The following is a 22,198-nucleotide window of genomic DNA, read 5'->3' on the forward strand; positions in this document are numbered from 1 at the left end:
GTCTTGCTCCGGATCAGTGGGCGACGGCTGCGACATCGGGCAGCGGCGTGTGGCCGGCGTGGGTGAGGCGCTTGCCCGAGGCCTTGCGCAGCAGCACGTAGAACACCGGGGTCAGGAAGAGGCCGAAGAAGGTGACGCCCAGCATGCCGGAGAACACCGCCACGCCCATGGCATGACGCATTTCCGAACCGGCGCCGCTCGACGTGACCAGCGGCACCACACCCATGATGAAAGCGATCGATGTCATCAGGATCGGGCGCAACCGCAGCCGGCTGGCTTCGATCGCCGCCTCGACGATGCCGCGTCCGCGCAGTTCCAGTTCGCGGGCGAATTCGACGATCAGGATGGCGTTCTTCGCCGACAGCCCGACCAGCACCATCAGGCCGATCTGCGTGAAGATGTTGTTGTCGCCGGCGGTGAGCCAGACACCGGTCAGCGCGGCCAGGATGCTCATCGGCACGATCAGGATGACGGCCAGCGGCAGCGTCAGGCTTTCGTACTGCGCGGCGAGCACCAGGAACACCAGCAGCACGCTGATCGGGAACACCCAGACACCGGCGTTGCCGGCCAGGATCTTCTGGTAGATCAGGTCCGTCCATTCGTACTTGACGCCGCGCGGCAGCACTTCGTCGGCGATGCGCTCGGCCGCGGCCTGCGCCTGGTCGGACGAATAGCCGGGCGCCGGGCCGCCGTTGATGTCGGCCGAGGTGTAGCCGTTGTAGCGCACCACCATTTCCGGGCCGAAGCTCTGCTTCACCTTGACCAGCGAGGACAGCGGCACCATGTCGCCATTCGCGTTGCGCGTCTTCAGCGCCAGGATGTCGGCGGCTTCGGCGCGGAAGGGCGCGTCGGCCTGGGCACGCACCTGATAGACGCGGCCGAAGCGGTTGAAGTCATTCACGTAGAGCGAGCCGAGGTAGATCTGCATGGTGTCGAACACGTCGGTGATCGGTACGCCGAGCTGCTTGGCCTTCACGCGGTCGAGATCGACGTCGAGCTGCGGCACGTTGATCTGATAGCTGGAGAAGGTCGGGCCCAGTTCCGGCGCCTTGGCGGCGGCGGCGATGAAGGCCTCCTTGGCCGCTTCCAGTTCGGCATAGCCGAGCGCGCCACGGTCCTGCAACTGCAGCTTGAAGCCGCCCAGCGTGCCCAGGCCCATGACCGGCGGCGGCGGGAACACCGCGATGTAGGCGTCCTTGATGTCGGCGAACTTGGCGTTCAGCGACGCGGCGATCGCACCGGCCGACAGCTCCGGGCTCTTGCGCTCGTCGAAAGGCTTCAGCGTCGCGAACACGATGCCGGCGCTGGAGCTGTTGGTGAAGCCGTTGATCGACAGCCCGGGGAAGGCGACCGCGTTCTCGACGCCCGGCTGGGCGAGCGCGATCTCGCCCATGCGGCGGATCACGTCTTCGGTGCGGTCGATGGACGCGCCGGCCGGCAGCTGGGTGAAGCTGATCAGGTACTGCTTGTCCTGCGCCGGCACGAAGCCGCCCGGCACCAGATAGGACAGGCCGACCGTCGCGCCGAGCAGCACGGCATAGACGCCCATGGCCGCGCCCTTGCGCTGGATCATGCCGCTGACGCCGCGCCCGTAGCTCTCCGAACTGCGATTGAAGAAGCGGTTGAAGCGCGCGAAGAAGCCGCCGAACACGGCGTTCATCGCCCGCGTCAGCGCGTCCGGCTTGGCGTCGTGACCCTTCAGCAGCATGGCCGCCAGTGCCGGCGACAGCGTCAGCGAGTTGAAGGCGGAGATCACCGTCGAGATGGCGATGGTCATCGCGAACTGCTTGTAGAACTGGCCGGTCAGGCCGGTCATGAAGGCCAGCGGCACGAACACGGCGACCAGCGTCAGCGCGATGGCGATGATGGGGCCGCTCACCTCCTGCATCGCGCGGTAGGTCGCTTCGCGCGCCGACAGCCCCTCGGCGATGTTGCGCTCGACGTTCTCGACCACGACGATGGCGTCATCGACCACGATGCCGATGGCGAGCACCATGCCGAACAGCGACAGCGCATTGATCGAGTAGCCGAAGCCCAGCATCAGCGAGAAGGTGCCGACGATGGACACCGGCACCGCCAGCAGCGGAATGATGGAGGCGCGCCAGGTCTGCAGGAACACGATGACCACCAGCACCACCAGCGCGATCGCTTCGAGCAGCGTCACGATGACCGCCTTGATCGACGCGCGCACGAACTGCGTCGGGTCATAGACGATGCGGTATTCGACCGAGGGCGGGAAATCCTTGGAAAGCTCGGCCATGGTTTCGCGCACCGCCGCCGACACGTCGAGCGCGTTGGCGCCCGGTGCCTGGCGGATCGGCAGCGCCACCGCCGGCTTGTTGTCGAGCAGCGAGCGCAGGCCGTATTCCGACGCCGCCAGCTCGACCCGTGCGACATCGGCCAGCCGTGTGATGCTGCCGTCGGGCGAGGACTTCAGGATGATGTCCGAGAACTCCTCGACCGTCTGCAGCCGGCCCTGCGCGTTGACGGAGAGCTGCAGCGGCACGTCGGCCGCGTTCGGCGAGGCGCCGATGACGCCGGCCGCCACCTGCACGTTCTGTTCGCGGATCGCGCGCACCACGTCGCTGGCCGTCATGTTGCGCTGGGCCACCTTCTGCGGGTCCAGCCACACGCGCATCGCGTAGTTGCCGGAGCCGAAAAGGCCGACCTCACCGACGCCCTTGATGCGCGCCAGGCGGTCCTTCACGTTGATGACGGCGTAGTTGCGCAGATAGGTGGTGTCGTAGCGGTTATCCGGCGAAATCAGGTGCACCACCATGGTCAGCGTGGGCGAGCTCTTGAGCGTGGTCACGCCGAGTCGCTGCACGTCTTCCGGCAGCCGCGGCATCGCCTGCGACACGCGGTTCTGCACCAGCTGCTGTGCCTTGTCCGGGTCCATGCCGAGGTTGAAGTACACGGTCAGCGTCAGGTTGCCGTCGCTGTTCGCCTGCGACTGCATGTACAGCATGTCCTCGACGCCGTTGATCGCCTCTTCCAGCGGCGACGCCACGGTTTCGGCGATCACCTTGGGGTTGGCGCCCGGGAACTGGGCGCGCACGACGACCGATGGGGGCACCACTTCCGGATACTCGGAAATGGGCAGCTGGAACAGCGACAGCGCGCCGGCCAGCAGGATGAGCACCGACAGCACGCCGGCGAAGATGGGCCGGTCGATGAAGAATCTGGAAATGTTCATGGCATCAGGCCTTCACGTTCGGAGCACGCCGGGCCGGTTGCGCGGGCGCACCGACCAGGCTTTCGCGGTTCATCGGCACGCTCTTCGGTGCCACGGTGTCGCCCGGGCGGGTGCGCTGCAGACCGCTGACGACGATGCGCTCGCCGGCGTTCAGGCCGTTCTCGATGATGCGCAGGCCGCTCTGGCGCGCCCCCAGCCTCACCTCGCGGTAGGCGGTGCGGTTCGTTTCGTCGACCACCAGCACGAAGCGCTTGTCCTGGTCGGTGCCGATGGCGCGTTCGTCAATCAGCACCGCTTCGCGCGGGGCGCCTCCGCCGAGGCGGATGCGCGCATAGAGGCCGGGCAGCAGCAGGCCGTCGGCGTTGTCGAACACGGCGCGCACGCGGATGGTGCCGGACGAGGTGTCGAGCCGGTTGTCGACCGAGGCGACGGTGCCGCGGCGCGAGTGGCCCTCTTCGTCGGCCAGGCCGAGGAAGACCGGCACCGGCTCGCCACCGGCGGCGCGGGCCGGATTCACGTACTTCAGGAAGCTCTGTTCGTCAACGTCGAAGGCGGCGTAGATCTTGTCCATCGACACCAGCGTGGTCAGCGGCGTGGTGCCGGCGCCGGCGGCGACGATATTGCCGACGGTCACTTCGGCGCGCGAAATGCGGCCGGACACCGGTGCGGTGATGCGTGTGTATTCGAGGTTGAGTTTCGCCGCAGTCAGCGCGGCCTGCGCCGCCTGGACCTGGGCGGCGGCTTCGCGCGCGGCATTCTGCTTCTCGTCGAGGTCGCGCTTCGCGATCGCGTTGTCGGCGGCGAGGCGCTGGCCACGTGCCAGTTCGGTCGCGGTATAGGCGGCGCGCGTTTCGGCGGCGGCCAGCTGCGCCTGCGCGCGCTCCACTTCGGCGGCGTAGGGGCGCGGGTCGATGGTGAACAGCACGTCGCCCTTCTTCACGCGGGCGCCGTCGCGGAAATGCACCGCGGTCAGCGTGCCCGACACCAGCGGGCGGATTTCGACGCGGTCCACCGCCTCCAGCCGGCCTGAGTAATCCTGCCAGTCGATGATGGTCTGGCGGCTGACTTCGGCCACCTCGACCGGGGTGGCGGCCGGCGCCGCAGCTGCGGCGGGCGGCGTGTCGGCCTGTGCGCGCAGCACGGCGAAACCGCCGGTGGCGATCAGTGCGGTAATGACGAGGGCGAGGGCGGTGCGCGTATGCGGGATGGACATGGCGGCTTCCTTGCTGGAGGGTTGGATGGAATGAGGGGGCATCGGGTCGGTGTTCAGACGGCGTGCTGTGCGTCGTTGTGACCGGCCTGCGCGCGGCCGAGCCGGCAGCGCAGGAACTGGACGACGCCGTCGAGCAGCGGCGGATGGGCGAGCAGGGCGGCATGCGTGATGCCAGCGAAGCGCTCGACCTGCGTGTGCACACCGGCGGCGATCAGCGCCGCGGCATATTTCTCGGCTTCGCAATGCAGCAGGTCGCGCCCGGCGGTGGCGATGTAGGCTGCCGGCAGACCGGCCTGGCGGCAGGATTCCAGCGGTGCGGCGTAGGGGTGCAGGCGCTGCGACAGCTGCGGCAGGTACTGGCGGTAGCAGTCGGCACAGTCTTCGGCGCTGAGGTCGGACTGCAGCCGCGCGGCGTCTCCGGTGCGCGTCATGCTCGGGTCCAGCATCGGCCCGATCAGCACCTGCACGGCGATGTGTACGTCCTGCCGGTCGCGCGCGATCAGCGCCAGGCTGGCGGCGAGGTTGCCGCCGGCGTCGTCGCCGGCGACCGCGATGCGCTGTGCGTCGGCGCCCAGCGTGGCCGCGTTGTCGGCGGCCCACAGCGTCGCCGCGTAGGCGTCCTCGGGCGCGGCCGGAAACGGGTGTGCCGGCGCCAGCGCGTAATCGACCGACACCACGACCGCGGGCAGCGTCGCCGCGATATGGCGCGCCGGCACGTCGGCGTCGTCCAGCGATCCGCCGACGAAGCCGCCGCCGTGCAGGTAGATCACCAGCGGCAGCAGGATGTCCGAACGCGGCTGGTAGATGCGCAGCGGCAGGCGGCCGTGCGGGCCGGCGATGTCGATGTTGCGCACGTGCGGTGCAGCGGTGCCGTGCGCGTCGGGGTACAGCAGATTCATGCGGTCAGTCCTGCCGGCCATGCCGGGGTCAAGGTGTGACCGGATTCTGTATGTTGGCTCACTGTGGATAAACTGGTCTAATCTGGTAACACTGTTCGCTGAGTGCGAATAATCGGACGGGGTCCGGTGCGCACTCGCTTGCCCACCCTCGTCCGGAGTTGCGCCATGGATCGTTTCCAGGCCATGCAGGTGTTCACCCGCGTCGTCGATTCCAACAGCTTCACGCGTGCCGCCGACAGCCTCGGCCTGCCGCGCGCCACCGTCACCACCGCGGTGCAGAACCTGGAAAACCTGCTGCAGGTTCGCCTGCTCAACCGCACGACGCGGCGCATCAGCCTGACGCCCGACGGCGCCGCCTATTACGAGCGCTGTGCGCGCATCCTGGCCGACGTCGAGGAGGCCGAGGCGTCCTTCCGCGAGGTGGCGCGCGGGCCCAAGGGCCGTCTGCGCATCGACGTGCCGGCGCCGGTCGGGCGGCTGGTTCTGATTCCGCGCATGTGCGAGTTCCACAGCCGCTACCCGGACATCGAGCTGGCCATCGGCATGGGCGATCGTCCGGTCAACCTGGTGCGCGAAAGCGTCGATTGCGTCATCCGCATCGGCGAACTGCAGGACTCGACGCTGGTCGCGCGACGCATCGGCACGATGGAGACCGTCACCTGCGCGTCGCCCGATTACATCGAGCGCCACGGCGAACCGCTGGCGCTCGCCGACCTGCAGCAGCACCGCGCCGTGCACTACTTTTCCAGCCGTACCGGTCGCATCTACGACCTCGATTTCGTCGTCGATGGCGACGTGACCGAGGTGAAGGTGCCGGGCAAGGTGTCGGTGAACGACGGCGACGCTTATGTCGCCTGCGGGCTGCAGGGATTCGGCCTGATCCAGCCGCCGCGCTTCATGGTGCAGGCCCACCTGCAGTCGGGTGCCTTGCGCGAAGTGCTGCCGCAGTGGCGGCCGTCACCGATGCCGATTTCGGTGGTCTATCTGCAGAACCGTCACCTGTCGCCCAAGGTGCGCGCCTTCGTCGACTGGGCGGCCGAACTGTTCGGACGCTGCCCGATACTGGGCGGCTGCGACCAGACCTGCGGCAAGGCGGAGCCGAAGGACGGCGACATGCGGCAGGCGATACTGGGCTTGCAAGCCGTGGAGGCCGGCAGCTACTGATCGCGGCATGGAAGTTGTCGGGTCGCAGGCTTCGCTCCGGGCCGCTGTCGGGGTCGGAAGACCCCTCCCACAGAACCTCGGCTCCGGATAGGGCTGCGGGTCAGGCGCAATACCTGTGGGAGCGGCCTTGGCCGCGACGCGGCGGGTGCTGGCCGCTGGCTTCGCCCCGCGCAACTGCGGTGCCTGGATGTTCACCTGCCTCGCCGCGGCGGGAAGTACCACCATGCCGCCAGCACCCCCAGCGCGAACAGCGAATAGGCGAGCGTGAACACCCAGAACGGCGCTTCGTAGTAGAGCAGGCGCTGCACCCAGTGCTCGATGAAACTGGCACGGTAGGTCGCTTCGCCGGCCTGCCGGCGCAGCCACATTTCGAGCGTGGTCAGCGGACAGGCCTGACCGAGCCACGCCTGAGCGACGACGATGCCTATGGCGGCCAGATGGGCCAGCCGGAAGGACAGCGCGTTGACCCAGCGCCAGCGCAGCCGGTTACCCACGATCACCAGCAGCAGTCCGCCGACGACGAACAGCACGACGGCGAAGTGCAGCAGCAGTACGAGATCGGCGAGCAGCGGGTAGGCGGGCGGGAAAGTCATCCGGAATCCTGTTCCAGAAGGGTGGGCGGTCTTGCGATCACCAGTCTCGCAGAACTTCACTGCGTGGACATCGATGGCCCCGTCTCCCGCCCGGACATGGCGCTCCGCCATTGCACGCGGATAATCGTGCGGCACGACAACAGACCGGAGGACGCATGAAGGACGTGAAGGCGGTGGTGTTCGACGTGTTTGGCACGCTGATGGACTGGCGCACCTCGATCGCGCGCGAATTGCAGGCCGTGTTCGGCGATCGCGCCGATGCTTTTGCGCTGGCCGATGCGTGGCGGGCCGAGTACCAGCCGGCGATGGAGGAAGTGCGCGCCGGGCGCATTCCGTTCTGCAAGCTGGACCGGCTGCATCGGCGCAACCTCGACATCGTGCTCGCCCGCGCTGGGCTGGACGACTGCGACGAGGCGACGCGCGTCGCGCTGAACCTGGCCTGGCACCGCCTCGATGCCTGGCCTGACGTGGCGGAGGGGCTGCAGAGGCTGCGTCGTGATTACCGGATCGCGCCATGTTCGAACGGTCATATCGCACTGATGGTGAATCTGGCGCGACGCAATGGCTTCATCTGGGACGCGGTGCTCGGTGCCGAGCTGGCGCGCGACTACAAGCCGCGGCCGGTGGTGTATCTGGCGGCGGCCGACGCCTTCGATCTGGCGCCGGCGCAGACGCTGATGGTAGCCGCGCATTCGTCCGATCTGGCAGCCGCCGCCGCGGCCGGTCTGCGCACCGCCTTTCTGGCGCGACCGGACGAGTTCGGGTCCGGGCGGGGCGAGAAGACGGCAGCGGTAACGGTCAACCTCTCGGTAGCCAGCGTGCCCGAACTGGCGCAGGCGCTCGCCGCATTGCGCTGAGTGATTAGCGCGCGTCGGCGCCGGCCGCGGTTCCCGCCGGTGCGCGCAGGATGCGCGCAACGAGCAGGCTGGCGCCCGCCACCAGCACCGCGCCGCAGGCGGCGGTGAACTGCAGCGCGTCGGTGAATGCGGCACGCGCGGCCGACAGCAACGCAGCGCCCGCGGGCGTCGGCAACTGCGCGGCGGCGGAAACCGCACCGCCTATGGTTGACAGCGCACCGGTTGAACAACGCGGCCGGCAGATCGTCCGGCATGCTTCCGCTCAACAGGTGACGATAGATCAGCGTGCCCAGACTGCCGAACAGCGCGATGCCCAGTGCGCCGCTGAACTCGGCACTGGTTTCCGACAGTGCCGCGGCTGCGCCGGCGCGTTCCGGCGGCGCCGAACCGACGATGATGTCGTTGCCTATCGTGAACACCGGCGCCATGCCCAGACTCATCACGACGGTGGCGGTGACCAGCACGGCGAGGCCGTGCGGGCCATCGATCAGCGTCAGCAGGGCGAAGCCGACGGCGGTGATCGCCATGCCCCACACCAGTATCGACACCGCTGAAACGTGACGCGCCAGTCGCGGCGACAGCAGCGAACCGAACACGAAGCCGAGCGACCACGGCAGGATGGCGACGCCCGCTTCGAGCGGAGACAGGCCGAGCACCAACTGGAGATGCTGGGCGATGAAGATGTAGACGCCGAACATCGCCAGGCAGGACAGCGCGTAGGCGGCCACTGTGGCGCTGAAGGCAGGGCGGCGGAACAGGGCGACGTCGAGCAGCGGGTAGGCGATGGTCCGCTGACGCCGCACGAACAGCACGCCGAGGCTCACGCCGGCCAGCACGGCGATGAGCGCCAGCGCATCGGGGCCGAGCGTCGCCGCGTGCTTCAGACCGTAGATCGTGCTCAGCACGGCGGACAGCGACAGCGCGACGCTGGGCAGGTCGATGCGGCCGGCGTGTTCGTCGCGGTATTCCGGCAGCAGAGAGGGGCCGAGCAGCAGGAGCAGTGCCATCACCGGCACCGCCAGCAGGAAGGTCGAGCCCCACCAGAAGTACTGCAGCATGACGCCGCCGATCAGCGGACCGAGCGCACTGCCGACCGAGAAGGCGGTGATCCAGATGCCGATGGCGAACTGTCGTTCGTGCTCGTCATGGAACATGTTGCGGATCAGCGAAAGCGTGGACGGCGCCAGCGTCGCCCCGGCCACGCCGAGCAGGGCACGCGCCGCGATCAGCGTGCCGGGGCTGCTGGCGAAGGCGGCCAGCACCGAGGTCAGCGCGAATGCGGCCGCACCGGCCAGCAGCAGGCGTCGGCGGCCGATGCGGTCGCCCAGCGTGCCCATCGTGATCAGCAGGCCGGCCACCATGAAGCCGTAGATGTCGATGATCCACAGCATCTGAGCGGCGCTGGGCGCAAGGTCGGTGCTGATCGCCGGCAGCGCGAGATTGAGCACCGTCAGGTCCATCGCGTAGACCAGACAGGGCAGGGCGATCACCGCCAGGCCTGTCCATTCGCGACGGCCGGCTTTCGGGGCGGGTTGAACTGGAGTCATCGGGGATAAGTGTGTCTGCGCAGGTCAACGACGCGACAGGTATCGCGATATCGACAGTGCCGGACGCTGCAAAAGAAAACGCCCCCGGCCTTGCGGCCGGAGGCGTTCGTGCTAACCGAGCGGTGAAGCTTAGTTGGCGGCGAACGGGTGAGCAGCGGAACCCTTCTTGGCAACCACTTCAGCAGCGGTCGGGGTGCCGGCAACTGCACGGGCGATCGATTCCTTGACAGCGCGGTAGTTGAAGTCCTGGATCTTCGCGTCGTCGTCGGCCAGCCAGTGGATGAACACGCCAACGCAGATGAACAGGTTGTCGGCTTCGTCAGCCGGGATCGTGCCGTCAGCAACGCTGTCAGCCACGGCCATTGCAACGCCGCGCTGCGCCGGGCCAAACATCTGGACGGCTTGCTTGGCGCCCTTGATGGTGACCTTGTTGAACATGACGGTGGCCGGCTTGCAGACCAGGTTCGGAGCGACAACGGCCAGCAGGGACGTGAAGCCGTCCTTGTTGTTCACCAGTGCGTTTGCGAACGCGGCTTCAGCGGCGCTGCCACGCGGGCCCATGATCAGATCGATGTGAGCAACTTCGTTGCCGTCACCAACCAGGGATTCGCCAACACACAGACCGTTAATCTTCGCCATATTGAATCTCCTCATTTACAAGGCAGTTATAGGGGGTAGATCCCCCCGGGGTGGTAACCCATGTTCCGGGGTGCGAAACACAGGATCAAAACTTCTTCTTCTGCTGCTCTTCACGCCGCCCTTCGATCCAGTCGAGCACGTCGGCCACGAAGGCCGTCACGACGGTCAGGTCGGCACTTGTACCGGGGTTGATTCCGGCTGATTTGAGCTCTGCGTCCCATGCCATCAGCGCGTCTTGCATCATAACCGGATCACGACATTGTTCAAGCCGAACGTACATCTGGACGCCCTTTTCGCGTATCGAGCGCGCCGTTTCCGCACCATGTTTGCGCGCGATATGGGTGTCGGGAATCAATGCGAGACAGAACATGAACACTGTGGTCGCTGCCCATGCTTCACTGCACCATCGACGACGCGCTGCAACATACTTTGGCAGCAGGTGATCGAACACCAGAGCATGACCGCTTGCGTATAGCGAGGCGATGCTGTCCCGATGCGCCGCCAGCTGCATCGCTTCGAGCAGCGTGATCACCGGGGCTTGGGCAACGTCGTGCTCGGCGCGTTCCCCGATGCCTGCCGGATGCGCGAGGCGGATTGCCGCATACGTGTGTGACGCGTCGATGACCGTCAGCCCGGCCAGTGTGCGCTGCAGCGATGCGCGCAGCGTTTCGTCGCTGTTTCGATGCAGTGCGGCATGCACTATCGGCGCACAACCGAGCACGATGCCCAGATTGGTGTTGCAGCCGACGGCCTGCCAGGTGGCGCGCATCGCGTCCTCGATGCGCTCGCCGACTGTGGCGTCCGGGCGACACAGCGGCGCCGACGCCGCCTGTGCGCTGGCGATGAAATCATCGACCTGCATGCGGTGACCGTCGCCGTGCAGGCCGACGTTGCCCGGTTTGAGCGCCTCGACATCGAGCCGGCAGGCGCGCTCGAACAGGGTGGCGAGCTGCGCGGCCGCCGGCGTACTCAACATGCGATCACGCCGGCGCCCGGAATGCGGCGCAGCAGGTCGTCGGCCAGCAGTTGCGCGATGTTCAGCGGTGTCACGCCCTGCAGGCCTTTCCAGGCGGGAATGCTGTTGACCTCGAGCACGGTGAGCTCGCCGTGGTCGTCGCGCAGGATGTCGATACCGGCGTAGTCCATGCTGCAGGCGCGGGTGGCGTCAACGGCCAGCCGCATCAGCGCGTCGTCCGGCGACACCGGTATCGCTTCGCAGACACCGCCCTGGGCGACGTTGTTGAGCCAGCTCTTGCCACGGCGCAGCATGGCGGCGACCGGCTTGCCGTCGATCACCATGACGCGCCAGTCCGACCACTCGCCGACGCTGTCGCGCGAGCGCGCGCTGTAGCGCTGCATGTACCAGACATTGCCCAGCGTTTCCGCCGCCGGCAGCGCGTCGCCGGCTTTCAGCCGCACGATGCCTTCGCCCTGCGAGCCGAACAGCGGCTTCACCAGCACGTCGTGCCCGGCCGCGAATTCGCGGATCAGCACGGCGCGCGCCTCGGCTTCCTGCTCGGTCACCCAGGTCGGCGGCGTCGGGATGCCGGCGCGGTGCAGCAGCACGCTGGTCATCGCCTTGTCCACGCTCTTCTCGATCGCGCGCGCGTGGTTGTACACCGGGATGCCCAGTTCGCCCAGGTAGTGCAGGAAATCCATGCGCAGCACGACCTGCTGCAGCGAACCGCCGGCCACGCCGCGCACGAATACCGCCTGCGGCAACTTCTGTTCGAAGCCCGGCATCACGACGCCGGAAATGCCGCGCTGCAGGTCGATGTGGCACTCGCCGAGGCTGACGTAGCGGGCCAGCAGGCCGCGCGCGCGGAAGGCCTCGCGCAGCCGGGCGCCATGCCAGCCCGGCTCGTCGGTGACGATGGCGATGTCCGCCTGCTGCACGTTCATGCCGATTACTTGCCCTCGCCGAAGGATTTGGCCAGCAGTTCGGTATTGATCTGGCCGGCGCGGAAGCTCTTGCCGGTGCGCAGGTTGCTCACCACCACGCGGGCCGGTGCGAACAGCATCGGGTCGATCTTGTAGAAGTCGTACTTCACTTCCTTGAACACTTCGGCGAACGGACGGCCGTAGTCGCGCGAGGCGGAGGAGGGCAGCTTCTGCGCCAGATCGGCCGCGGCGTCGTCTTCGCAATCGACATAGAGCTGGGCGACGCCGCCGAACAGGATGGCGTCGTTGGTGCGGCCCATCGCGTTAAGGAAGTCGGGCGCCGGCGGTGCGATCGGTGCGCTGGCCGAGCCGTTGACGATGTGCTGCAGCGGGAAGCCGAGCGCATGCACCTTGTGCAGCGCCACTTCGAGCACGCGGCCCACCACCTGCACGGTGCCGGCGAGGCTGCGCGTCGGCGTCAGGATGAGCGTCACGCCGTCGTCCGGCACGTTGCAGTCGCGGCGGATCTTGGCCAGCACTTCGGCCGGCGGCTGACGGTCGACTTCGAGCACCAGCACGGCGTGCTTCGCGTCGTCCTTGTAGCCCAGTTCCTTGTACAGCGGTTCCTTCACCGCCAGCGCGCGGCCCGGACCCGAACCCAGCGCGTGGAAGGCCTCCTTGCCTTCGCCGTGCGACAGGCTCCAGCCGGCGTACTGGCTGGCCAGACAGGCGACGACCGGGTGCGTCGAATGCACGTTGATGATGAGCGGCCAGTGCGCTTCGCGCGTGTTGAAGGTGGCGGTGCCGAGACCACCCATGCAGATTTCGGTGATGCGGCGGCCGGCTTCGATGCCGCCCGGGCAGTTGATGCCGGCGTCGATGACGCGGCCGCCACCGGGCAGCGGCTCGACCTTGATGCGCAGCGCGTCGGCGTCGCGCACCAGACCCTCGACCAGGGCCATCACATGCTTGCCCACGCTGGGCTGTGCGCCGGTCAGCACCGGGCCGTGTTCAGGGTTGCTCATCTTCAGTTCTCCTCACGAAAGGGCTGTTGTCGTCATCTGTCCGGCGAAAAGGCCGGGCGTGTCCAGAAGTTGTCGTTCGCGCTGCCGCAGTTGCCGGCTGACGGTGGTGCCGTCGCGGCCAGCGGCGAGCACCGTGCACAGCGGCATTGCGCGCTCCGTCGTGCTGCCGGCTGGCGGCCGGTCGGCGCTCCAGGCCGGCCATGCCGCATCGTCGCCGATCCGCAACGTGTCCGGCGCATACACCACGCGCAGTCCGCGTATCTCGTCGCCGGCCAGCAGTTCGACCTCGTCGAGCCGGCCTTCGCAGGCTGCGACGTGGGCGGCGAACAGGCCGCCGGCCGCGCGCTCTTCATAAAGCATCATCGTTGCGGTGGGCCGCGGGTTGATCTCTATCAGTACCGCGTGCTCGCCGTCGAACACCAGATCCGCGCCATTCAGACCGCGCAGACCGAACTGCTGCGTCAGTGCAACGACATCGCGCGCCAGCCGCGCCTGCTGGGCGGGACTCAGCGGCAGATCGCCGACCGCCTCGCACCAGGCGTAGGGACCGGCCACGCTGCCCGGATACTGGCGCGTGACGCCGACGATGCGCGCGTCGTGACCGTCGGCGAGAAACAGCACCGACGCCGGCACGCCGTCGATACGGCGCTGTGCGAACCAGCCTTCGACGATCTGTTCGCCCGCGCGTGCGGGACGCACGCCGATGCCACCACAGCCGCCGACGGGTTTCATCAGCCAGTCTCCGTCAGCCACTGGACCCGACACGGCGACCTCCGCGCAGCGAATACCGGCCCGGTGCGCCGTCTCCGCGAGATCCATCGGTGCCTTGCAGCGGGCGACCGTGGCGGCGTCGTTACCGACCACCGGCGCGATCGCATCGAGTTCGTCGAGCATTGACGGGATGGCCTCGAAACCCGAACCGGCCACAATGCCGCGCCAGTTGCCGGCCATCGACCGGACCAGCGCCAGCAGTCGCTGATCAAAGTGATCGCCCGACAGAGCGCCGCGTTCCAGCCGGCAGGCCAGTCGTGCAGTGTCGCTGTCGGCGAATGGATCGATCACGTCGCACTGCCAGCCGGCGTCAACGCAGGAACGCGCAAGCGCCCGCGCGCTGCCAGCGACGATGAGCCAGTGCGACACCGGCCCGCGCTCCGTCGGCGATTCCGCCTCAGGCGACCAGATCGCGTGCGGTAGCGAAGGCGTCGCGGAAATCGAGATAGACCGGCTTGTCGGTGTTGATCATGCGCTGGAACAGACCGCGCTGGCACAGGTACTTCACGTTGCCGATGGCCAGTGCGCCGATGCCGACGGCCTTGCCCGATCCGGCGCCGAGCGGCTTGCCGTCGTCCATGACACCCAGCCCCTCGATGCCCGCCGGCGGAACGGCGTTCACGTCCGCAGCGACCAGCAGCGAGCGCGCGTTCTGGAGCTGGGCCTTGCTCAGCACCTGGATGCCTGCCTTCGCCGTGCACAGGATGACGTTGGCCTGGGGCATCAGGCTTTCCTTCTGTTCGTTCGAACCCGCTTCGACCGGCTCGACCGACGAACCGTAACGGGTATTCACGACTTCCGAGGCAACGCGGGCGCGCATCGCGCTCGAATGACTGCCGACCAGCACCTTGGCGCCAGCACTGGAAGCCAGCACTGCAGCGGCGGTGCCGACCGGGCCGGTACCGCCGAGCACCAGCACGGTCTTGCCTTCGAGTTCGGTGTTGTGCGCCTTGCGCAGCTGACGCTCGACGCAGGCGACGAGGGCGGCAGCGGTGGTGAAGGCGCCCGACGGGTCGGCGAACACCGACACTTCGAACGGCGGCACCATGGCGCCACGGCAGGCGTCGAGCATGTCGGCCGCCAGACCGATGTCACGGCCGCCGATGAAGATGCCGGTGCGCTTCACGCCATTGGGGCCGCGCGAGAAGATGGCGTCCTGGGTGAGGCCATAGATCTGGTCGAGGCCGACGCCGGAGTAGGGCATCAGCACCTGGAAGCCGGCGTCGCACGCCATGTTCACATCGAAGGGGCTGATGTTGTTGGTGGGGCTGAACATGTGCAGGATGTACGGGTTTTCCATGATCTCTCTCGCTCTTTCCGCCCGAAGGCTGGCTGCTCTCTTACGTCGTTATGGGGTGCGGTGACGCACCTCTCCTCTAATTCCCGGTCTGCACCTGCGGCATCAGCCCGGCAGTTCCGTCCACTGCGCACCTTCGTTGCGCGCAGCGCACACCATCAATTCCAGTCCCTCCGCCTGCGCGAACCGTGTGCGCGCAGCCGCCACCATGGCGTTCGCTTCGGCTTCCGACGGCGCCAGCGCGAAGCCGGTCGGTCCCCAAGAGCTCTGACCGATGCAGGCCGCACCGAGCCCGGCCATGTGTTCCGCGACGCTGCTCACCAGCGCGCTGGTGTAACGGCCACCCTGTGCCGGCGCGAAATAGTCGCCGACACAGTGCTGCAATTCGTTGATCGCGGCACCGAACATGTCGATGTCGCGCTCGGCCAGAGCCGGCAGGGCACGCATCAGCACCAGCCGGCTCAGGCGGTCCGCCAGCCCCGCCTTGTAGGGCGGCAGCACGCGGAATGCCTCCTTCTCGGCCGCCCCGTGCAGACCGCGACAGGCGTGATCGAAGATCAGCACCATGCGCCACTCCGCCGGGAACGGCATTTGCGCGACGATGGGCGGTGGGGCGTCCAGCGCACCGCGGCCGCCATCGACGATGAAACCGCCGCCATCGAAACTGCCGATGCCGATGCCCGAACGCGCACCCCGGTCGAGCAGGCCGGCAACGTCGCGCGAACTCAGCTTCAGCCCATGCAGACGCGCCAGCGCCATGCCGACCGCGAGAGCAAGTTGTGTGCCGGAGCCCAGTCCGGAGTGCGACGGAATGGCGCCGTTGATGTCGATGCGGGCGGGGGGGAGATTGAAGCGTTCGCAGATGGTTGCGGCGTAGCGGCGCGCACGCTCGGCGTCGTGGCCGCTGACAGTCAGCGCCGTGGCCGGGCGGATCTGCAGGGTGGTATTCAGACCTTCCAGCGTCAGGCCGACGCTGCCGAAGCGTCGCCCGAGACTGCCATCGAGGTTGACGAACCCCATGTGCAGGCGAGCGGGAGCCCGGACTTGCAGGGCGGCGGCGGTCGCGTGCGAGGCGTTCATCCGATGGGTCTGTCGTTGCGAAGGCGCGGATTATCCCAAATTCGGCGGCCTCGCTGGCAAAGGCTTTTGCGACGGTGCCGGAAGCCGTTCAAGACAGTCGGGTGACGGTCGTTTACGGATCGCGCTGTCACGCATGTGAAACAGGTTGACCGCGGTGCGGTCTGTCCTGCCGGATGCTGCAGTGCGGTGCGCGAAGGCGCGCCCGTCGCAGGTTTGCGCTTGTTGTATCGTTGCGGGCTGCGGGTTCTATCAACCGGATGAAACGGATGACTCATGACGAATGAAGCGACTTCGACCGTCGTCACCGAAGTGGCCTGTCCGCTGTGCGGGCACGCCTGTGACGACCTGAGCGTCGATACCGCGGGCAGCGGCCTGACGGTCGTGGCCAACGGCTGCGACAGGGCGCGCGACGGATTTGCTCGACTCGGTGGTGTTCCGACGAACGCTTCCGCCCGCATCGACGGCAAGCCGGCATCGCTGGAAGAGGCCTGTGCGGAAGCTGCGCGCATCCTCGCGGGGGCGCAGCAGCCGGTGTTCGGCGGCATGGCGCTGGACCTGAACGGTGCGCGCGGCGCGATGGAACTGGTCGATCTGGCGGGCGGCATCGTCGAACACATCAACAACGAATTCGGCTGGCGCGCGAGTCGCGCCGTGCAAGACGGCGGCGGCATCAACACGACGCTGGCCGAGGTGAAGAACCGCGCCGACCTCATCGTGCTGTTCGGTACCGACGCGGTGTCGCGTCAGCCGCGTTTCTTCGAGCGCACGGTGTGGGTGAAGGAGTCGATGTTCGACTTCGATACCACCAGCCGCCACATCGTCTATCTGGGCGCCGGCCTGAACACCGCGCCGGGCGTGTCGCCGGACGGCCGCCAGCCCGACGTGTTCGAATTCGACAAGAAGCGCATGCCCGAGGCGCTGTCGGTGCTCAATGCGCTGCTGGCGAAGCAGCCGGTGGCCGGTGAGGCGCCGCTGGGCATCGCGCTTGCTCGCTGGCAGGCGCTGGCGGACGCATTGCTGGCGGCGAAGTACAGCGTGCTGGTGTGGACGGCGTCCGCATTCGACACGCCGCAGGTCAACATGAACGTCGGCGCCATCGCGGCGATCGCCCGCAAGCTCAATGTGACGACGCGCTGTAACGCGCTGCCGCTGGCCGGCAACGACGGCGATTCGACGATGGGTGCGGTGCATCTGTGGCAGACCGGCTTCCCGATGCGCACCAGCTACGCCAGCGGTACGCCGAAGTTCGACCCGCTGCACAACGGCCTGTCGCGCCTGGTCGCCAATGGCGAAACCGACGCGCTGGTGTGGTTGTCCAGTCTGAATGACACGGTTGCACCGCCGGCGACCGGCCTGCCCACGGTGGTGATCGCACCGCCGACGCAGAGGCTCGATACGGAGCCGCATGTGTTCATTCCGGTGGCCACGCCCGGCATGCACCTGACCGGGCATTTCGTGCGCACCGACAAGGTGGTGTCGCTGCCGTTGCGGGCGCTGAAGAAGTCGTCGCTGCCCGCGGCGGAGCAGGTGACGGCCGCCATCGTGGCCAAGATGAAGGAGGTGGGAGCGTGAGTCTGATCAAACTGACCGGTGGCCGCGTGATCGATCCGGCCAACGGCGTGAACGACCAGGTGCGCGACATCTACGTGCGCGACGGTCGCATCGTCGCCGGACCGAACGAGCACGAGAAGATCACCGCCGAGTACAACATCGCCGGCCGCATCGTCATGTCGGGGGCCATCGACATGCACAGCCACATCGGTGGCGGCAAGGTGAATATCGCGCGCGAAATGCTGCCGGAAGATCACCGCGGCGATCCGCTGGAGCGCACCGAACTGACCCGTTCGAGCTGCGGTCACGCAGCACCCGGCACGCTGGCGGCCGGTTATCGCTACGCCGAAATGGGCTACACGGCCGCCTTCGAGCCGGCCATCCTGCCGATCAACGCGCGCCAGGCACACATGGAAATGGGCGACACGCCCATTCTCGATACCGGCGGTTACGCCATGCTGGGCAGCGACGATTTCTTCCTGCGCATGATGGCGGCCAAGGAAGATCAGAAGGCGATCAACGACTACGTCGCCTGGACGCTGAACGCGACCCAGACTGTCGGCATCAAGATCGTGAACCCGGGCGGCATTTCGGCCTTCAAGTTCAACCAGCGCAAACTCGATCTCGACGAACAGAACGCCTACTACGGCATCACGCCGCGCGACATCGTCAAGGTGCTGTCGCGCGCCGTACATGATCTCGGCGTGCCGAAGCCGCTGCACGTGCATGCCAGCAACCTCGGCGTGCCGGGCAACGTCAACACCACGCTGGGCACCATGGACGCGGCCGAAGGCCTGCCCATCCACCTGACGCACATCCAGTTCCACAGCTACGGCACCGAAGGCGACCGCAAGTTTTCCAGTGCCGCGGCGCGCATCGCCGAGGCGATCAACCAGAAGAAGAACGTGACGGCCGACGTCGGCCAGATCCTGTTCGGTCAGACCGTCACCGCCTCCGGCGACAACATGGTGCAGTACCGTAACGCCGACCACGGCTCGCCGAAGAAGTCCGTCATCATGGACATCGAGTGCGACGCCGGCTGCGGTGTCGTGCCCTTCAAGTACAAGGACCAGAATTTCGTCAACGCGCTGCAGTGGGCGATCGGCCTCGAAATCTTCCTGATGGTCGATGACCCGTGGCGCGTGTTCCTGACCACCGACCACCCGAATGGCGCGCCGTTCACGACCTACCCGCACCTGATCAAGCTTCTGATGGACCGCAGCTTCCGCAACGCGATGCTGGACACGATCAACCCCGATGCACGCGCGATGAGCAACCTCGCCGGCCTCGACCGCGAGTACTCGCTGTACGAGATCGCCATCATGACGCGGGCCGCACCGGCGAAGCTGATCGGCCTGGCCGATCGCGGCCATCTGGCGCCGGGTGCTGCGGCCGACATCGTCGTCTACAAGGAGGACGCCGACCGCGAGCGCATGTTCGAGAAGCCGGAGCTGGTGTTCAAGGACGGCGAACTGGTAGTGCGTGACGGCCGCATCGTCAAGGTGGTGCGCGGCAACACGCACGCGGTGAAGCCGGAATTCGATCGCAGCATCGAGAAAAAGATCGAACCCTACTTCCAGCGCTACCACTCGGTGCGCATGAACAATTTCAAGATCAGCGACGACGAACTGTGCGAGTGCGGCGGTGGCAGCAAGCTGATTGCCCATGCATGCAAGAAGCGGGGTTGAGCAGATGATCATCAACGGTGTAGCGATCGACGACACTTTCGCCGAAGCATTCGGCATGCGGGGCATCCGCCTCATCATCACCGCGTACAACGAAACCTGGGCGCTGCATTCGGCCAACGCGATGACCGGCTTCGCGACCTCGGTCATCGCCTGCGGCGCCGAAGCGGGCATCGAGCGCATGCTGTCGCCGGCGGAGACGCCGGACGGCCGTCCGGGCGTGTCGGTGCTGGTGTTCGCGGTGTCGAGCAAGGAACTGATCAAGCAGATCGAGCGACGCGTCGGCCAGTGCGTGCTGACCAGCCCGACCAGCGCCATCTTCGCCGGTCTGGACGAAGGCGATCCGGTGCCGCTGGGTAAGACGCTGCGCTATTTCGGCGACGGCTTCCAGACCTCGAAGCAGATCGGCGGCAAGCGCTACTGGCGCGTGCCGGTGATGGACGGCGAGTTCCTGGTGCAGGACACCGCGCGCATGGTGAAGGCGGTCGGCGGCGGCAACTTCCTGGTGCTGGCCGACACCCAGGTGCAGGCGCTGGAAGCTTGCGAGGCAGCCATCCGCGAAATGCGCAAGCTGCCGGAAGTGGTGATGCCCTTCCCGGGTGGTGTCGTGCGTTCGGGCTCCAAGGTCGGCTCGAAGTACAAGGCGCTGTCGGCCTCGACCAACGACGCCTTCTGCCCGACGCTGCGCGGCGCGACCAAGTCCGAGCTGGACGAGCGCATCGGCGCCGTGCTCGAAATCGTCATCGACGGCCTGACCGATGCCTCGGTCAAGAGGGCGATGGAGGTCGGCATGCGTGAAGTCTGCAAGATCGGTGCGGCCGGCGGCATCCGCCGCCTGTCGGCCGGCAACTACGGCGGCAAGCTTGGCCAGTTCCAGTACCACCTGCGGGAGATCCTGTCATGAGTGCATTGGTACTCACTCTGCGCAACGCGCCGGCGCAGCGCGTCAACGCGGGCGCCCTGAACCCGACCGCGTTCGCCGGCATGTCGGTGGCCGACATCGCGGCGCTTACGCTGCAGGTCGGCAAGCGCGCCGTGCGCGTCGATGAGTTGTTCGCGCTGAGCGGCGACGACACGGCGGACCTCGTGTTCCGCGGTGACTGCGGCAAGTTCGAGCGCATCGGTGCCGGCATGAAGTCGGGCCGGGTGACGGTAGAGGGCAATGCCGGCGCCTATGTCGGTCAGGGCATGCTCGGCGGCACCATCGTCGTCGGCGGCAACGCGGGCGCCTTCTGTGCGACCGGCATGAAGGGCGGTCGAATCGAGGTGGCCGGTGACGTCGCGGAATTCGCCGGTGGCGCGATTCCAGGTGAGATGAAGGGCATGGCCGGTGGTCTGCTGCTGGTCGCCGGCAACGCCGGCGAGCGTCTCGGCGACCGCATGCGCCGAGGCCAGATCCTGGTCAGCGGCAACGCGGGCGACTACTGCGGCGCGCGCATGATCGCCGGCACCATCGCGGTGGCGGGCACCGTCGGCGCATACCCGGGCTATCTGATGAAGCGCGGCACCTTGATCGTGAACAGCCTGCCGGCGCAGATGCTGCCCGGCATGGTCGATTGTGGTCCGCACCGTCTCGGCTTCCTGAGCCTGCTGTACGCGAGCTGGAAGGGGCTGCCCGGCGCTTTCGGTGCGCTCGACGCCAGTGCCTGCACGGTCCGCCGCTATATGGGCGACATGGGCGTGGTCGGTCGCGGCGAACTGCTGGTCCGCGCTTGACGGCGCATCGCTGGTGGCCGGAATCGCTGCACCCGCTGGTCGGGCGCAACGCGGCCGGCCGCCTGCTGGTGACCGAAGCGCTGCTGCGCAGCTGGATGTCGCGCCCCGAACTGGCGCTGGTCAACGACAGCTGCGTGGCCGAACACGCGCTGGCGTCGTCGCTGGACGCCGCGCCTGCGCGCATCGTCGAGCACGGTGAGATCGCCGCGATCAAGGACGAGGACGCGCGCGACAACTGGTTCGCCTACGTCGCCTTCCGCGATCGCGTGCTGGCGCAGCCGGACATCGAGTCGGCCTGGCTGGAGCTTTTCCTCGACGGCCTGTCCGGCATCGCGCCGCTGTTCGTGCCGCAGCTCACCGAAATCATCCTGCACGCGCTGCTTGAAGACTGCGACGACCCGCTGATGTGGCGGGCCGCGGAGCTGTTCTTCCGCAATCAGCGCGCGACGCCGCAGTCCGGCCGCGTGCTGATGGCGGACGCCGAAGTGCTCGGCGACTACGCCGAAACCGGCGGCTTCGGCAATATCGGCCGACTCATCCTGCAGGCGGGGGCTGCGCCGCGACCGGCGGAACTCGATGTGCTCGATCCGGCCAATGCGGCGGAGCTTTACGCGCGGGCAGGGCGTCGTGCCGTGCTGCCGCTGAACGTCGGCCAGCCCGGGCTGGAGGCGCTGTGCCGGGTGATGGAGCGCTGGATCGCGCATTTCTACGGCTGCGCTGTCCGCATCGCACCGCAGAAGGACATTCACGACGATCGCTGGGCCTGGCACATCGGCCTCGACCGCGAAGCGATGGACCTGCTGAACACGCTGTACGAGGGCGGCGAACTGGCGCCCGACCGCATGGCCCGCATCGTCGCGCTGTTCCGTCTCGACTTCGTCGATCCGCAGGAAATGCGCGCCGAACTGCGCCGCGACGGCGAAGCGCGTCCGGTGTGGATGGCGCTGGCGATGGACGAAGCGGGGCTGGTGCAGATGAAGCCACAGAACCTGCTGCTGAACCTGCCGCTCGCCGCGGCGAACTGAACGGCACACTCCAGGGGCCGCCTGCTGCGCCGCAATGCGGTGGCGGGCTATACTCGCCC

At 67.4% G+C, this 22,198-nt stretch carries 18 protein-coding genes and 1 pseudogene; 7 read left to right on the forward strand and 12 right to left on the reverse strand.

Going from position 1 to position 22,198, the window contains the following annotated elements; genetic code table 11:
• Positions 1 to 13: 13 nt before the first annotated feature.
• From ACQ66H_RS08780 to ACQ66H_RS08790, 3 genes are read right to left on the reverse strand one after another with little or no spacing between them, the layout of a single operon-like run.
• On the reverse strand, positions 14 to 3,196 hold the full coding sequence (locus ACQ66H_RS08780) for an efflux RND transporter permease subunit (protein ID WP_430433690.1): 3,183 nt from the start codon (positions 3,194 to 3,196) through the stop codon (positions 14 to 16).
• Between the two features lie 4 nt (positions 3,197 to 3,200).
• On the reverse strand, positions 3,201 to 4,409 hold the full coding sequence (locus ACQ66H_RS08785; protein ID WP_430433691.1) for an efflux RND transporter periplasmic adaptor subunit: 1,209 nt from the start codon (positions 4,407 to 4,409) through the stop codon (positions 3,201 to 3,203).
• Positions 4,410 to 4,462: 53 nt separating this feature from the next.
• On the reverse strand, positions 4,463 to 5,308 hold the full coding sequence (locus ACQ66H_RS08790) for an alpha/beta hydrolase (protein ID WP_430433692.1): 846 nt from the start codon (positions 5,306 to 5,308) through the stop codon (positions 4,463 to 4,465).
• A 165-nt stretch (positions 5,309 to 5,473) separates the two neighbouring features.
• Here ACQ66H_RS08790 and ACQ66H_RS08795 point away from each other — a divergent pair, with 165 nt between their 5' ends.
• Positions 5,474 to 6,472, forward strand: coding sequence for a LysR family transcriptional regulator (locus ACQ66H_RS08795; protein WP_430433693.1), 999 nt, complete (start codon positions 5,474 to 5,476; stop codon positions 6,470 to 6,472).
• A 191-nt stretch (positions 6,473 to 6,663) separates the two neighbouring features.
• Here ACQ66H_RS08795 and ACQ66H_RS08800 read toward each other — a convergent pair whose 3' ends face one another.
• Positions 6,664 to 7,065: a DUF2784 domain-containing protein gene (locus ACQ66H_RS08800; protein WP_430433694.1), complete on the reverse strand. Its 402-nt coding sequence runs from the start codon at positions 7,063 to 7,065 to the stop codon at positions 6,664 to 6,666.
• Between the two features lie 155 nt (positions 7,066 to 7,220).
• Between ACQ66H_RS08800 and ACQ66H_RS08805 the strand changes: the two genes are divergently transcribed.
• A complete protein-coding gene (locus tag ACQ66H_RS08805) occupies positions 7,221 to 7,922 on the forward strand; it encodes a haloacid dehalogenase type II (RefSeq protein WP_430433695.1) in 702 nt (233 codons plus the stop codon).
• 4 nt (positions 7,923 to 7,926) lie between these two features.
• Here ACQ66H_RS08805 and ACQ66H_RS08810 read toward each other — a convergent pair.
• From ACQ66H_RS08810 to ACQ66H_RS08845, 8 genes and pseudogenes are all read right to left on the reverse strand, one after another.
• Positions 7,927 to 9,469 (reverse strand): annotated as a pseudogene (locus ACQ66H_RS08810) (MFS transporter).
• A 129-nt stretch (positions 9,470 to 9,598) separates the two neighbouring features.
• Positions 9,599 to 10,108, reverse strand: a complete 510-nt coding sequence (gene fae / locus ACQ66H_RS08815) for a formaldehyde-activating enzyme (protein WP_019918611.1) — start codon at positions 10,106 to 10,108, stop codon at positions 9,599 to 9,601.
• Positions 10,109 to 10,193: 85 nt separating this feature from the next.
• Positions 10,194 to 11,084, reverse strand: a complete 891-nt coding sequence (locus tag ACQ66H_RS08820) for a triphosphoribosyl-dephospho-CoA synthase (protein ID WP_430433696.1) — start codon at positions 11,082 to 11,084, stop codon at positions 10,194 to 10,196.
• Positions 11,078 to 12,010: an ATP-grasp domain-containing protein gene (locus ACQ66H_RS08825; protein WP_430433697.1), complete on the reverse strand. Its 933-nt coding sequence runs from the start codon at positions 12,008 to 12,010 to the stop codon at positions 11,078 to 11,080. The genes ACQ66H_RS08820 and ACQ66H_RS08825 overlap by 7 nt, the downstream gene beginning before the upstream one ends.
• A gap of 5 nt (positions 12,011 to 12,015) precedes the next feature.
• Positions 12,016 to 13,014, reverse strand: a complete 999-nt coding sequence (gene mch, locus ACQ66H_RS08830) for a methenyltetrahydromethanopterin cyclohydrolase (RefSeq protein WP_430433698.1) — start codon at positions 13,012 to 13,014, stop codon at positions 12,016 to 12,018.
• 12 nt (positions 13,015 to 13,026) lie between these two features.
• Entirely contained in the window at positions 13,027 to 14,154 is a 1,128-nt protein-coding gene (locus ACQ66H_RS08835; RefSeq protein WP_430433699.1) for an ATP-grasp domain-containing protein, read from the reverse strand.
• 28 nt (positions 14,155 to 14,182) lie between these two features.
• Entirely contained in the window at positions 14,183 to 15,085 is a 903-nt protein-coding gene (locus tag ACQ66H_RS08840; RefSeq protein WP_019918606.1) for an NAD(P)-dependent methylenetetrahydromethanopterin dehydrogenase, read from the reverse strand.
• A gap of 102 nt (positions 15,086 to 15,187) precedes the next feature.
• Entirely contained in the window at positions 15,188 to 16,162 is a 975-nt protein-coding gene (locus tag ACQ66H_RS08845; protein ID WP_430433700.1) for a beta-ribofuranosylaminobenzene 5'-phosphate synthase family protein, read from the reverse strand.
• A gap of 273 nt (positions 16,163 to 16,435) precedes the next feature.
• Between ACQ66H_RS08845 and ACQ66H_RS08850 the strand changes: the two genes are divergently transcribed.
• Genes ACQ66H_RS08850 through ACQ66H_RS08870 form a run of 5 tightly spaced genes read left to right on the forward strand, consistent with a single transcriptional unit; the run spans position 16,436 to position 22,139 of the window.
• Positions 16,436 to 17,734, forward strand: a complete 1,299-nt coding sequence (locus ACQ66H_RS08850; protein WP_430433701.1) for a formyltransferase — start codon at positions 16,436 to 16,438, stop codon at positions 17,732 to 17,734.
• On the forward strand, positions 17,731 to 19,401 hold the full coding sequence (locus ACQ66H_RS08855; protein WP_430433702.1) for a formylmethanofuran dehydrogenase subunit A: 1,671 nt from the start codon (positions 17,731 to 17,733) through the stop codon (positions 19,399 to 19,401). Before ACQ66H_RS08850 ends, ACQ66H_RS08855 begins: the two co-directional genes overlap by 4 nt.
• A 4-nt stretch (positions 19,402 to 19,405) precedes the next feature.
• A complete protein-coding gene (gene fhcD / locus ACQ66H_RS08860) occupies positions 19,406 to 20,302 on the forward strand; it encodes a formylmethanofuran--tetrahydromethanopterin N-formyltransferase (RefSeq protein WP_430433703.1) in 897 nt (298 codons plus the stop codon).
• Entirely contained in the window at positions 20,299 to 21,114 is an 816-nt protein-coding gene (locus ACQ66H_RS08865) for a formylmethanofuran dehydrogenase subunit C (RefSeq protein ID WP_430433704.1), read from the forward strand. Before fhcD ends, ACQ66H_RS08865 begins: the two co-directional genes overlap by 4 nt.
• Positions 21,111 to 22,139 carry a DUF6352 family protein gene (locus ACQ66H_RS08870; RefSeq protein WP_430433705.1) on the forward strand — a complete coding sequence of 343 codons (1,029 nt, stop codon included), beginning with the start codon at positions 21,111 to 21,113 and terminating at the stop codon, positions 22,137 to 22,139. Before ACQ66H_RS08865 ends, ACQ66H_RS08870 begins: the two co-directional genes overlap by 4 nt.
• Positions 22,140 to 22,198 lie beyond the last annotated feature (59 nt).

The organism is Methyloversatilis sp., from assembly GCF_965284615.1.
In the GTDB taxonomy this organism is placed as follows: Bacteria; Pseudomonadota; Gammaproteobacteria; order Burkholderiales; family Rhodocyclaceae; genus Methyloversatilis.

Excerpts from the sequence above, each read along its gene's own strand:
- ACQ66H_RS08780 (WP_430433690.1), bottom strand. The coding sequence starts at position 3,196 with ATGAACATTTCCAGATTCTTCATCGACCGGCCCATCTTCGCCGGCGTG.
- ACQ66H_RS08785 (WP_430433691.1), bottom strand. The coding sequence starts at position 4,409 with ATGTCCATCCCGCATACGCGCACCGCCCTCGCCCTCGTCATTACCGCA.
- ACQ66H_RS08790 (WP_430433692.1), bottom strand. The coding sequence starts at position 5,308 with ATGAATCTGCTGTACCCCGACGCGCACGGCACCGCTGCACCGCACGTG.
- ACQ66H_RS08795 (WP_430433693.1), top strand. The coding sequence starts at position 5,474 with ATGGATCGTTTCCAGGCCATGCAGGTGTTCACCCGCGTCGTCGATTCC.
- ACQ66H_RS08800 (WP_430433694.1), bottom strand. The coding sequence starts at position 7,065 with ATGACTTTCCCGCCCGCCTACCCGCTGCTCGCCGATCTCGTACTGCTG.
- ACQ66H_RS08805 (WP_430433695.1), top strand. The coding sequence starts at position 7,221 with ATGAAGGACGTGAAGGCGGTGGTGTTCGACGTGTTTGGCACGCTGATG.
- fae (WP_019918611.1), bottom strand. The coding sequence starts at position 10,108 with ATGGCGAAGATTAACGGTCTGTGTGTTGGCGAATCCCTGGTTGGTGAC.
- ACQ66H_RS08820 (WP_430433696.1), bottom strand. The coding sequence starts at position 11,084 with ATGTTGAGTACGCCGGCGGCCGCGCAGCTCGCCACCCTGTTCGAGCGC.
- ACQ66H_RS08825 (WP_430433697.1), bottom strand. The coding sequence starts at position 12,010 with ATGAACGTGCAGCAGGCGGACATCGCCATCGTCACCGACGAGCCGGGC.
- mch (WP_430433698.1), bottom strand. The coding sequence starts at position 13,014 with ATGAGCAACCCTGAACACGGCCCGGTGCTGACCGGCGCACAGCCCAGC.
- ACQ66H_RS08840 (WP_019918606.1), bottom strand. The coding sequence starts at position 15,085 with ATGGAAAACCCGTACATCCTGCACATGTTCAGCCCCACCAACAACATC.
- ACQ66H_RS08845 (WP_430433700.1), bottom strand. The coding sequence starts at position 16,162 with ATGAACGCCTCGCACGCGACCGCCGCCGCCCTGCAAGTCCGGGCTCCC.
- ACQ66H_RS08850 (WP_430433701.1), top strand. The coding sequence starts at position 16,436 with ATGACGAATGAAGCGACTTCGACCGTCGTCACCGAAGTGGCCTGTCCG.
- fhcD (WP_430433703.1), top strand. The coding sequence starts at position 19,406 with ATGATCATCAACGGTGTAGCGATCGACGACACTTTCGCCGAAGCATTC.
- ACQ66H_RS08865 (WP_430433704.1), top strand. The coding sequence starts at position 20,299 with ATGAGTGCATTGGTACTCACTCTGCGCAACGCGCCGGCGCAGCGCGTC.